8 protein-coding genes are annotated in these 12360 nt (G+C 61.1%); all 8 read left to right on the top strand.

The window, feature by feature from the left end:
• Positions 1-61: 61 nt before the first annotated feature.
• The 8 genes from PSEUDOMOFG3G_RS18915 (at position 62) to PSEUDOMOFG3G_RS18880 (ending at position 12143) form a co-directional block, all read left to right on the top strand.
• Positions 62-799, top strand: coding sequence for a flagellar basal body rod protein FlgF (locus tag PSEUDOMOFG3G_RS18915; protein ID WP_139050838.1), 738 nt, complete (start codon positions 62-64; stop codon positions 797-799).
• 49 nt (positions 800-848) lie between these two features.
• On the top strand, positions 849-1634 hold the full coding sequence (gene flgG, locus PSEUDOMOFG3G_RS18910; protein WP_047226217.1) for a flagellar basal-body rod protein FlgG: 786 nt from the start codon (positions 849-851) through the stop codon (positions 1632-1634).
• Between the two features lie 51 nt (positions 1635-1685).
• The gene (flgH, locus tag PSEUDOMOFG3G_RS18905) at positions 1686-2381 is read left to right on the top strand and encodes a flagellar basal body L-ring protein FlgH (protein WP_047226218.1); all 696 of its coding nucleotides are present in this window, start codon (positions 1686-1688) and stop codon (positions 2379-2381) included.
• A 45-nt stretch (positions 2382-2426) separates the two neighbouring features.
• Positions 2427-3512, top strand: a complete 1086-nt coding sequence (locus PSEUDOMOFG3G_RS18900) for a flagellar basal body P-ring protein FlgI (RefSeq protein ID WP_160892017.1) — start codon at positions 2427-2429, stop codon at positions 3510-3512.
• Positions 3513-3522: 10 nt separating this feature from the next.
• Positions 3523-4827: a flagellar assembly peptidoglycan hydrolase FlgJ gene (flgJ, locus tag PSEUDOMOFG3G_RS18895; protein ID WP_139050837.1), complete on the top strand. Its 1305-nt coding sequence runs from the start codon at positions 3523-3525 to the stop codon at positions 4825-4827.
• A gap of 10 nt (positions 4828-4837) precedes the next feature.
• Positions 4838-6904, top strand: a complete 2067-nt coding sequence (flgK, locus tag PSEUDOMOFG3G_RS18890) for a flagellar hook-associated protein FlgK (RefSeq protein ID WP_047226220.1) — start codon at positions 4838-4840, stop codon at positions 6902-6904.
• Between the two features lie 13 nt (positions 6905-6917).
• Complete coding sequence (locus tag PSEUDOMOFG3G_RS18885; protein WP_139050836.1) at positions 6918-8483, top strand: flagellar hook-associated protein 3; 1566 nt, start codon at positions 6918-6920, stop codon at positions 8481-8483.
• 93 nt (positions 8484-8576) lie between these two features.
• Positions 8577-12143 carry a glycosyltransferase gene (locus PSEUDOMOFG3G_RS18880; RefSeq protein ID WP_139050835.1) on the top strand — a complete coding sequence of 1189 codons (3567 nt, stop codon included), beginning with the start codon at positions 8577-8579 and terminating at the stop codon, positions 12141-12143.
• Positions 12144-12360 lie beyond the last annotated feature (217 nt).

The raw sequence follows: 12360 nt of genomic DNA, 5'->3' as shown, positions 1-12360 counted from the left end.
TTGCTTAGTGCTCAGCAGTACAGCAGTGGACGGCAAACGTCCGGCATGCAGAGGAACGACAGTGGACAAGTACCTTTATGTGGCAATGACCGGCGCCAGCCAGAACGCACTGGCGCAGCGGGCCCATGCCAACAACCTGGCGAACATCTCCACCAACGGTTTTCAGAAAGACCTGGAGCAGGCTCGTTCGATGCCGGTGTTTGGCGACAGCTTTCCGGCGCGGGCATTTGCCATGTCCGAGCGTCCAGCCACCGACTTCACTCCTGGCGCGCTGGTGGAAACCGGTCGCGACCTTGACGTGGCAGTCAGCGGGCCGGGCTGGATAGCCGTGCAGAACCCTGAAGGCGGCGAAAGCTACGTGCGCACCGGCAGCCTCAACGTTGACGCCCTGGGCGTGCTGCGGGCCGGCAACGGTATGCCGGTGATGGGCAACGGTGGTCCGATCGCCGTGCCGCCAGAGCAGAAAATCGAAATCGGCCAGGACGGCACCATCAGTATCCGCGCCATGGGTGAAGGCCCGCGCGTGATGGCTGAAGTCGACCGCATCAAGCTGGTCAACCCGGATCTTCGCAACATGACCAAGGGCCTGGACGGCACCATCCGCACCAAGGACGGCCAGCCGGCTGTCATTGATGCCAACGTGCAACTGGTGTCGGGATTCCAGGAAGCGAGCAACGTCAATGCCGTGGACGAGATGACTTCGGTGCTGGCCCTGGCCAAGCAGTTCGAGCTTCACGTCAAGATGATGAACACCGCCAAAGAAGGCGACGAAGCCATGGCTCGGGTCTTGCAGATCTAATCATTAATTACAGCGTCGCGCCGAAAAACAGGCGTACGAGGAGAATCGAATGCTTCCGGCTCTTTGGGTTGCCAAAACAGGTCTGTCCGCCCAGGACACCAACCTTTCTACTATTTCCAACAACCTGGCGAACGTGTCGACCACGGGCTTCAAGCGTGATCGCGCCGAATTTCAGGACCTGCTGTACCAGGTCAAACGCCAGCCAGGCGCCCAATCGACCCAGGACAGCGAATTGCCGTCGGGCCTGCAAGTGGGTACCGGTGTGCGCATCGTCGGCACCCAGAAAAACTTCACCGCCGGTAGCCTGCAAACCACCGAGCAGCCGCTGGACATGGCCATCGACGGTCGCGGTTTCTTCCAGATCCTGCAGCCCGATGGCACCACGTCCTACACCCGTGACGGTACGTTCCACCTCGATTCCAATGGCCAGATCGTCAACGCCAGCGGTTTCGCCCTGGAACCGGCGATCATCATCCCGAACGACGCCCAAACGTTCACCGTGGGCCGCGACGGCACCGTGTCCATCACTGTGGCGGGCAACCCTGCTTCGCAGGTGATCGGCAACCTGCAGACTGCCGACTTCATCAACCCGGCCGGCCTGCAAGCGGTGGGTAACAACCTGTTCCTGGAAACCGCGGCCAGCGGCGCGCCACAAGTCGGCACGCCAGGCCTGAACGGCTTCGGTACCACGCTGCAGAACACCCTGGAAACGTCCAACGTGAGCACCGTGGAGGAGATGGTCAACATGATCACCACCCAGCGCGCCTACGAGATGAACTCCAAGGTGATCTCCACCGCCGACCAGATGCTCTCGTTCGTTACGCAGAATCTGTAATCACGTCTATAGGGCGGCCTGAGGCCGCCTGCAACACCAAGAGGTAGGGTCATGAATCGCTTCGTATCTGTTCTGGCACTGAGTGGAGTTACTGCGCTCGCGGGCTGTGTCGCGCCAACGCCCAAGGCCAATGACCCGTACTACGCTCCGGTGTTGCCGCGCACGCCGTTGCCGGCCGCTGCCAACAACGGTTCGATCTACCAGGCTGGCTTCGAGCAGAACCTGTATAGCGACCGTAAGGCTTTCCGGGTTGGGGACATCATCACCATCACCCTGAACGAACGGACCCAGGCCAGCAAGAACGCCAACTCGCAGATCGACAAGACCAGCGAGACCAGCGTTGGCCTGACGTCGTTGTTCGGCTCCAGCCTGACCACCAACAATCCCATCGGTGGCGGGGACCTGAGCCTCAACGCCGGTTATGGCTCCGACCGGGCCACCAAGGGCGACAGCAAGTCCGGACAGAGCAACAGCCTGACCGGCTCGATCACCGTGACCGTCGCCGATGTGTTGCCCAATGGCATCATCGTTGTGCGGGGCGAGAAGTGGCTGACCCTCAACACCGGTGACGAACTGGTGCGCATCGCCGGCATGGTTCGCGCCGATGATATCGCTACCGACAACACCGTCTCGTCGACCCGTGTAGCCGATGCACGTATTACCTACTCGGGCACCGGTGCTTTTGCCGATGCGAGTCAGCCAGGCTGGTTCGACCGTTTCTTCCTCAGCCCGAAGTTCCCTTTCTAGGTGGCCCAGTTGAATCTTAAGCGGTTGAATCTCAAGCAGCTGTTGATGGGGGCACTGCTGATGTCGGCGGCCTTCACCGCTCAAGCCGAGCGTCTGAAGGACATCGCCAGCATTTCCGGCGTGCGCTCCAACCAGTTGATCGGCTATGGCCTGGTCGTGGGTCTCAATGGCACGGGCGACCAGACCACCCAGACCCCGTTCACCCTGCAAACCTTCAACAACATGTTGTCGCAGTTCGGCATCAAGGTGCCGGCGGGTTCGGGCAACGTGCAGTTGAAGAACGTGGCGGCGGTGTCGGTCAGTGCCGACCTGCCGGCGTTCGCCAAGCCCGGGCAGCAGGTGGATATCACTGTTTCGTCCATCGGTAACTCCAAGAGCCTGCGCGGCGGCACCCTGTTGTTGACGCCGCTCAAGGGTATCGATGGCAACGTCTACGCCGTCGCCCAGGGCAACCTGGTGGTGGGTGGCTTTGACGCCGAAGGCCGTGACGGTTCCAAGATCACCGTCAACGTTCCGTCGGCTGGCCGCATTCCTGGTGGTGCGTCGGTGGAACGTGCGGTGCCGAGCGGTTTCAACCAGGGCAACAGCCTGACTCTGAACCTCAACCGTTACGACTTCACGACCGCCAAGCGCATCGTTGACAAGATCAATGACATGCTCGGCCCTGGCGTGGCACAGGCCATCGACGGCGGCTCGGTGCGCGTCACCGCGCCTCTGGATCCGAGTCAGCGGGTCGACTATTTGTCGATCCTGGAGAACCTCGAAGTCGATCCGGGCCAGGCGGTTGCGAAAGTCATCATCAACTCGCGCACCGGCACCATTGTGATCGGCCAGAACGTCAAGGTTTCACCCGCCGCGGTGACCCACGGCAGCCTGACCGTGACCATTACCGAAGACCCGATCGTCAGCCAGCCTGGACCCTTGTCCAACGGCCAGACCGCCGTGGTGCCCCGTTCGCGGGTCAATGCCGAGCAGGAAGCCAAGCCGATGTTCAAGTTCGGCCCGGGCACCACCCTGGATGAAATTGTCCGGGCGGTGAACCAGGTCGGCGCGGCGCCGGGCGACTTGATGGCGATTCTCGAAGCCTTGAAGCAGGCCGGCGCGTTGCAAGCCGACCTGATCGTGATTTAAGGAACGAGCCATGGATATGCGCAAGGGCGCTTTGATCAGCGGGGATTCGGGTTCCTACTCGGACCTCAATCGCCTGAACCAGCTCAAGGTCGGCGACAAGAACAGTGACGGCAACCTGCGCAAAGTGGCGCAGGAATTCGAGTCGCTGTTCATCGGTGAAATGCTCAAGTCCATGCGTGCGGCGACCGAGTCGATGGGCAAGGACAATCCGCTCAATACCGCTGAAGCCAAGCAGTACCAGGAAATGTACGACCAGCAGTTGGCCGTTTCCATGTCTCGCGAGGGCGGTGGTATTGGCCTGGCTGACGTGCTGCTGCGCCAGATGTCCAAGAACAAACCCCTGGTGTCAGGCGAGGCGGCAACGCTGTCGGCCGGCAAGCAGGAGCAAGCGTTGGACGAGGCCGTCAAGGCCCCGGTGCCGACGCCCATTGCCGCCGGCACGTTGCCCGACGGGCCATTGTCGCGCTCCAACGGCCAGCGTCCGCTGTGGGCTTCGCGGGCCGTGAGTGCGCCGCAAGGGGCGGGCGAGGGCGTTCACCGCAACGACATGGAATTGCTCAACCAGCGCCGCCTGGCTTTGCCGCCAAAACTGGCCGATCGGCTGCTTGCCGGGTTGGTGCCTTCGGCTGCCGCCGCGCCTGACGTCAAGGCGCAGAATATTTTGCCGGATCGTGCCATCACCGCCGTCAAGCCTGCCACCGGCGAACTGGCCAATGGCGACTGGTTGGCCGCGCTCAAGGCGTCAGAACCGAGCGGGTCCATGCAGGTGTACGGGCGTGCCGTGGCGCAGCCACCCCTGGCGCCAGCCCGCAAGGCCTTCCGCGATGCTGACGAATTCGTCGATGCCATGCTGCCAATGGCCAAGGAAGCCGCGGACCGTATCGGCGTGGACCCTCGTTACCTGGTGGCCCAGGCGGCCCTGGAAACCGGCTGGGGCAAGTCGGTCATGCGTCAGCCTGATGGCAGCAGCAGCCACAACCTGTTCGGTATCAAGGCCAGCAAGAACTGGACGGGCGATTCGGCGCGGGCGATCACCAGCGAATTCCGCAATGGCGAGATGGTCAAGGAGACGGCTCAGTTCCGTTCCTACGCCTCGTATCGCGACAGCTTCCATGACCTGGTCAATCTGCTGCAAAGCAACAGTCGCTATCAAGATGTGCTGAAGTCGGCCGATAACCCGGAACAGTTTGTGCGTGAGTTGCAGAAGGCCGGTTACGCCACCGACCCGAACTACGCCAGCAAGATTTCGAATATAGCCCGGCAGATGACCAGTTACCAAAACTACGCTTCGGCTGGCGCCACTACGACTTTATAAGGTCTGAACCATGAGTTTGCTCAACATCGGGATGTCGGGTCTGTCCGCAAGTCAGACCTCATTGGTGACCACGGGTAACAACATTGCCAACGTTGATACCGCCGGTTATTCGCGTCAGCAGACCGTGCAGACCACCAAGGCGTCCAATCAATACGGCAACGTCTTCATCGGCTCCGGCACCACCCTGGCCGATGTGCGCCGGGTCTATAACGCCTACCTTGAAGCGCAGTTGAAGACCACGACCTCGCTCAACAGCGATGCGGCCGCGTATCAAGGGCAGATCACCCCGCTCGATGCCTTGCTGTCGGACAGCGGCACGGGCCTCAATGGCGCGCTGACCAAGTTCTTCGCCTCGGTGCAGAACGTCAACGCCAAGCCGGGCGATGATGCATCCCGTCAGTTGCTGCTCAGCGATGCGCAAGCCTTGAGCAATCGTTTCAATTCGGTCGCCAGCCAATTGACGGAGCAGAATCAGAACATCAACGGCAACCTGTCGAGCATGGTCGATCAGGTCAACAAACTGGCTACCACCGTCGCTCAGTTGAACAAGAAAATCGCCGAAGTCTCCAACTCCGGCGGTGCTCCCAACGACCTGCTCGACGCCCGCAACCAGACCATTCTCCAGCTCTCGGCCTTCACCGGCACTCAGATCGTGGAGAACGGCAGCAGCCTGGACATCTACTTGGGTTCCGGCCAGCCGTTGGTGATGGGCAATACGGTCAACACCCTGGAAACCGTGCCGGACAAGAACGATCCGGGCCGCCTGGGGATCCAGCTCAATAGCGGTTCCAGTGTCATGGACCTCACCCAGGTACTTACCGGCGGCGAGATCGGCGGCCTGATGCGCTATCGCAGCACTGTGCTTGACCCGGCCATGAATGAACTGGGCCGCGTGGCCCTGGTGGTCGCCGACCAGATGAACGCGATCCAGGCCTCGGGCATCGACAAGAACGGCGCCTTCGGTTCCAACCTGTTCACCAACATCAACAGTGCCGCGCAGATGAGTCAGCGCAGTATTGCCGCGTTGAACAATAGCGCCGGTTCCGGCAACTTCAACGTGGCCATCGAAGACACCGGCGCGCTGACCACCAATGATTACAAGGTGAAGTTCACCAGCGCCACCGACTACACGGTCCAGCGCCTGCCTGACGGCACTTCGATGGGTTCGTTCAATACCGCGACGACGCCGCCGCCGGTGATCGACGGTTTTTCGATGACCTTTGCCAATGGCACCGCTGCCGCTGGCGATTCGTTCAAGATCACCCCGACCCGCAACGCGGCGACCAGTATCAAGACCGAGATGACCGACTCCAAGCGGTTGGCGATTGCCGCGCCGCTGGGCGCAGCCATCGTGCCGGGCGGCAGCGGTACGCTGACCATTCCGGCCAGCGGCCAGCCGACCATGACGTCGCAGTTGGACATCTACGACGAAGCCACCACCACCATCATCCAGAACGGCATCAAGACCTCGATGCCAGTCAAGGTAGTCTTCGGCGCGACGTCCGCCGACGGCACCAGCCAGGCTTACCAGTTGCTCGATGCCACGGGTGTCGAGATCAGCAATGGCACGATCAAGCCCGGCCAGAGCAATACCTTGAGCCTGAGCGTTCCACTCAAGGATGCCAGCGGCAACCCGATCATGGATTCCTCGGCACCGCCGGTGCAGCGTACCGTCACCTTCGACATGTCGATTGCTGGCGCGCCGTCCAACGGTGCCGCGATCGATGTGAGCGTCAGCCAGGCCGGCAGCCTGGATAACCGTAACGGCACTGTCCTGGCCGGTTTGCAGACTGCCAAGACCGTGGACACCGGTTCCGCCAGCAAGGGCATTTCGTTGAACGATGCCTACGGCAAGCTGGTGGAGGGCGTAGGTTCCAAGGCCGCCCAGGGCAAGCTCGACAGCGCTGCCACCGGCGCGATCCTGGATAACGCCAAGGGCGCTCGCGATTCGCTGTCGGGCGTGGACCTGGACGAAGAAACCGGCAACCTGGTCAAGTATCAGCAGTACTACACCGCGTCTTCGCAGATCATCAAGGCTGCGCAGGAAATCTTCAGCACATTGATCAACAGTCTTTAAGGAGTCGTAGCCCATGCGAATTTCTACCGCCCAGTTTTACGAATCCACGGCTGCGAACTATCAGAAAAACTTCGCCAATGTGGTCAAGACCAGCGAAGAGGCCAGCAGCCTGGTGCGCGTCAATACCGCTGCCGATGACCCGGTAGGGGCTTCACGTCTGCTGCAACTGGGCACACAGGCCTCGATGCTGGCCCAGTACGAAACCAACGCCAACACCATCAAGGCAACCCTGGGCACCACTGAAGCAGTGATGACCAGCATTGGTAACGTGCTGCAGCGCGCCAAGGAATTGGCCGTCGGTGCCGGCAACGCTGGCTACACCGACGCCGACCGCCAGGCCAACGCCTCGGAGCTGGCGCAGATCGAAGAGCAGTTGCTCAGCCTGATGAACAGCAAGGACGAAAACGGCAAATACATTTTCGCCGGTTCCAAGGGCGACACCATCCCGTTCACCCGCAACACCGATGGCAGCTACAGCTACAACGGTGACCAGGTGACCCTCGACCTGCCGGTCGGCGATACCATGTCGATGGCCACCAACAGCACCGGCTGGGAAGTGTTCCAGCAGGCCGTCAACACCAGCCGCAGCCAGGTCACCATGACCGCACCGGCGGTGGACGATGGTCGCGTGGTGCTGTCCAACGGTCAGGTCTCGTCCAGTGTCAGCTACAACAGCAAATTTCGCAGCGGCGAACCCTATACCGTTGAATTCACCAGCGGCACGCAGCTGAGAATCACCGACTCCGGCGGCAACGACGTCACCGCCGAAGCCAGCCAGGGCGGCGCTTTTGATCCCAGCAGCAAAAAAGGTCAGGCGGTGCAGTTCCGTGGTCTGGAACTGACCCTGAACATCAATCTGCAAACCGGTGATGATGCCAATACCGTGTTGCCGGGCCATACCTTCACCCTGGCCGCCAAGCCGGACACCTTTGCCGCGACCCGCAGCCCGGGCAACCCGACCACCGTCCAGGTCACGGGCAGCGAGATCACCGACCCGGTGGCGTATCACGCCAGTTTCCCTACCGGTTCGGCCGTATTGAAGTTCACCAGCGCCACCGACTTCGACCTGTACGCCGCGCCGTTGACTGCCAACAGCCAGCCGGTGTCCAGCGGCACCCTGGCCGGCAACGTGGCCACCGCCTCGGGTGTGAGCTTCACCCTGGACGGTACGCCCGGTGCGGACGATCAGTTCAGCATCGCGGTCAATACCCACGAGACCCAGAACATTCTGGACACCGTGAACCAACTGAAAACCGCGTTGAGCACGCCAACCAACAACGATCCGATTGCGCTGCAAAAGCTGCAGGCTTCGCTGGCCTCCGGTATTGGCAACCTGGCCAGCGGCACCGACCAGTTGTCCAGCGCCTTGAGTTCGGTAGGTGGGCGTGGCCAGGCTCTGGAAACCCAAAGCGACACGAACCAGAGCCTGTTGTTGGCCAATAACCAGACCCAATCGTCGATCCGCGATTCCGATCCGGCCGAAGTGATGACCCGCTTGACCTTGCAACAGACCATGCTGCAAGCCTCGCAACTGGCGTTCAGCAAGATCACCCAACTGGGCCTGTTCAACAAGATCTGAGCCGGTATCGACCGAGCCGCCAACCGTCTTTTTTAAGCGGTTCCGGGGCTCCGGCCTGAAAAGGTCGGGGCCCGCCGCTCGAGAGTTTTCGCCGTGAAACCATTGCCCCTCGTCAGTATTGTCATTCCTGCGTACAACCCCCGGTTCTTCGACCAGGCACTGCTCAGTGCCCTGGCCCAGACTTACGAGCAGATCGAAATCGTTGTTTGCGACGATTCGCCTGGCGATGAAATTCGCCGGACAGTCGATTCCTTCACTGAGCCGTCCCATCCGATCCGCTATCTGCGAAATCCGCAGCGACTGGGGCTTCAGGGCAACCTGTTGCGTTGTGTCGAAGAGGCCAGGGGCGAGTTCATCAAAGTGTTGTGCGACGATGATCGGCTGTTTGCGCCGAGCATTGCGATGCAGGCCCAGGCGTTGATGGATCATGCTGACGTCAGCGTTGTGTTCGCGCTTCGGTTGTTGTGTGACGCCGGTAACTTCATCTTGCCGCCTCGCGTCGATAATTGCCGATTCTCGCCGAACGATGCTCTGCTCAAGGGCGATGACATGCTGGCGATTTTCGAGAGCACGCCGACTAATTTCGTTGGTAATTTCAGTTCCGCCCTGATGCGCCGGGCCGATGTGCTCGAGCTGCTGCCAGCGCTGGTCCAGGGCGGAGCCGGTTTCGTTGCCACCCTCGACTTTGCCTTGTTTGTCTGTCTGATGCGCCGCGGTAACCTGGCAGCGCTCAATACGGTTTTGAGTATCGAGCGCTTGTACCCTGAGCGTTTGAGCAAGACTGCTGAAATGCTCAAGGCTGCGAAAGTGGAGTGGCAATGGTTGGCGCAGATGCTCGCCGCACGCAACGGTGAAGCGGCTCCGGCCTCTGGCTGGGTGCGTTGCGTTGATCTGGACAAAGTCACCGATCAGCCTCACGCCTGGCAGGAATTATGTGTGACCCGCGTGCTGGGCAATCGCAATACGGTCGTCAATGGCCGGGTAGGTGCCCAGAGCGAGAGTTATGCCGAGTTCTACCGCGAGTGGCTGTCGATTCGTCGCTTCAGCGAGGTCGAGCAGCGTGTCATGCCTGCGCGCATCGACAGTTGGCCATTGCGTCCGAACATCGTGCCGATTGTCATCGACAGTGCCGGCGACGACGTGGCATTGGCGACCACGCTGCGCAGCATAGAGGGCCAGCTCTATCCGGCCCAGGCTGTCGTGGTGCTTTCCGACGCCCGTTGTGAGGTCAATGATCGGGTGTTGCAGTTGCCTTATCAGTCCGACTGGGCGCGGCAACTCAATGCCATCGTTGCGCAGTTGGAGGGCGCACATTGGTTCTATCTTCTGCGTGCTGGCGATACCCTCCGTGATTCAGCGTTGTTGATCCTGGCCGAACGCGTGGCGGGCAAGAGCGGAATTCTCTGCGCTTACAGCGACGAAGGCGCGCTGGTAAACGGCGAGTCCATCGAACCGGTGTTCAAGCCTGATTTCAACCTCGACCTGATGCGCGCCTATCCCTACGTCGGTCGGGCACTGGCCTTCGAGCGTGAACGCTTCATGACCCTGGGCGGGTTCGACCCGGCTCGCGGTGAGCTGGCGCCTCACGATCTGCTCTGGCGGCTGGTGGAAGAGGCCGGCCCGCAAACCATCGAACACATTGCCGAGATCCAGGTTGAATCCACACTGAGCTTCGCCCAGTGGTTGTCGTGGCCCGAGGTGATCGAGGGCAACGCTCCTATGGTCGGCGCTCACCTGGAGCGTATTGGCGCACCTCATGAGATTCGCCAGGATGTGTTGCCGCTGATCAATCGCATCGACTACCGCTACGGCACCCGTCCGTTGGTGTCGATCATCCTGCGCACGGGTGATTCACTGGCAGCCTTGCAGCGCTGCTGCGAAAGCCTGATCGAGCGCACTGCCTATACGCACTATGAAATCCTGATCGTGGACAGCGGCGTCCGGGATTCGGCCATGCTTAGCTGGCTCGAGGACATGGCGCAGCTGGGCGCGAGCATGCTGCGCGTGCTTCGCTACGCCGGTGACGACAATGACGCCTCGGTGCGTAACTTTGCCGCGGGTCAGGCTCAGGGCGACTACCTGGTGCTGCTGAGCCCGCAGATTGTCATTTGCGAAAGTGACTGGTTGGACGAGATGATCAACCATGCCCTGCGCCCGGAAGTCGCGGTGGTCGGCGCAAGGATACTCAGCCCCCAGGGCACGGTTGTCGGTGGTGGGCAAATTCTTGGGTTGGCCGGGCCGGTGGGAACACCGTTTTATGGCGAACCGGCGGCCGCTCGTGGCTACATGCAACGTCTGCACACGACCCAGAACTGGAGTTCGGTCAACAGCGACTGCCTGATGGTGCGCAAGCAGGTGTTCGAGGAACTGGGTTGTCTTGATGACGCGACATTCAGCCAGGGCCTCAGTGACGTCGATTTGTGCTTGCGTGCAGGTAAAGATGGCTACCTGGTGGTCTGGACACCCTACGCCAGCGTCATGCAAACGACCGGGCAATCGTCAGCCCAGTCGGAAGAAGTGTTGCAGGAGCGCGAGCGCGAAGTTTTCTATCGCAAATGGTTGCCGCAGATTGCTCGTGACCCGGCTTACAGTCCTACCTTGAGTCTTGGGGCTTCCAGTTTCAGCCTGGAACCGTCACTGCGCAATAACTGGAATCCGTTCTGCACCCGTGCATTGCCCTTGGTACTGGGACTGCCGGTCAACTCCACCGCGGTCGGCCACTATCGGGTCACCGCCCCGCTGGCCGAACTCGAAGCCAGCGGGCGGGTGATTGCCCGGGTGGCCTACGAGTCGCCTTCGACCGTGGAAATCGAGCGGCTGTCCCCGGATACCATCGTTTTGCAGGGGCGCTACAGCGAAGGCGCTGCCGGTGACATCCTGCGGATGAAGAAGTACTCCGGCGCCTTGCGGATTTTCGAGCTCGATGACTACGTCGTCAGTGCCCCCAAGAAAAATACCCACGCCCGCAACAAACCGGTCAACACTGAGCAGATGCTGCGCGAGGGAATTGGCTTGTGTGACCGGGTGGTGGTGACGACCCAGGCGCTGGCCGATGCCTTGTCGAGCATGCATAGCGAAATTCGGGTAGTGCCCAACATGCTGCCGCCCGAACCGTGGACCCGGTTGACCAGCCGGCGCGGAACATCTTCCAAGCCGCGGGTTGGCTGGGGCGGCGGGACCAGCCACAGCGGTGACCTGGAAATCATTGCCGACGTCGTCCGCGAACTGGCCAATGAGGTGGAGTGGGTGTTCTTCGGGATGTGCCCGGACGCGTTACGCCCCTACATTCATGAGTTCCACGGCTCCGTCGGGTTGCAGACGTACCCGTTCAAACTGGCCAGCCTGAACCTTGACCTGGCGCTGGCGCCCCTGGAGTTCCACATCTTCAACGACTGCAAGAGCAACCTGCGCTTGCTGGAATACGGCGCCTGCGGCTACCCGGTGATCTGCACCGATACCAAGGCTTACGACGGCTTCCTGCCGTGTACCAAGGTACGCAGCAACAGCACCGAGGAATGGATCGCGGCGATCCGCATGCACCTGGCCGACCCTGACGCCAGCTACCGCATGGGCGATGAACTGCGCGAAGCGGTGCTTCGTGATTTCATGCTCAGTGGCGACAACTTGCAGCATTGGTTGTGGGGTTGGTTGCCGGACTGAGCATGAGCTGTTTGGGCCGGAAGGCCGTGGCGAGGGGATAAAATTCCCTCGCCACTAAGATCAGTATTCAACCCTGTTTTGATTCAAATCCCCTCCGGCGAGCTGGCGCGTTTCCTGCAAGCCCCCCTCATATCGCCATAAAACGAGCGCTTGCGGCATACCGCGGCGCCCGGATCGGCATCGAAGGTGTAATCCCCGCGCCCGCAAAGCGAAACAA

It is taken from the genome of Pseudomonas sp. FG-3G, assembly GCF_901007645.1.
Taxonomy (GTDB): Bacteria; Pseudomonadota; Gammaproteobacteria; order Pseudomonadales; family Pseudomonadaceae; genus Aquipseudomonas; species Aquipseudomonas rhizophila.
This window is presented reverse-complemented; position numbering and strand designations above follow the sequence as displayed.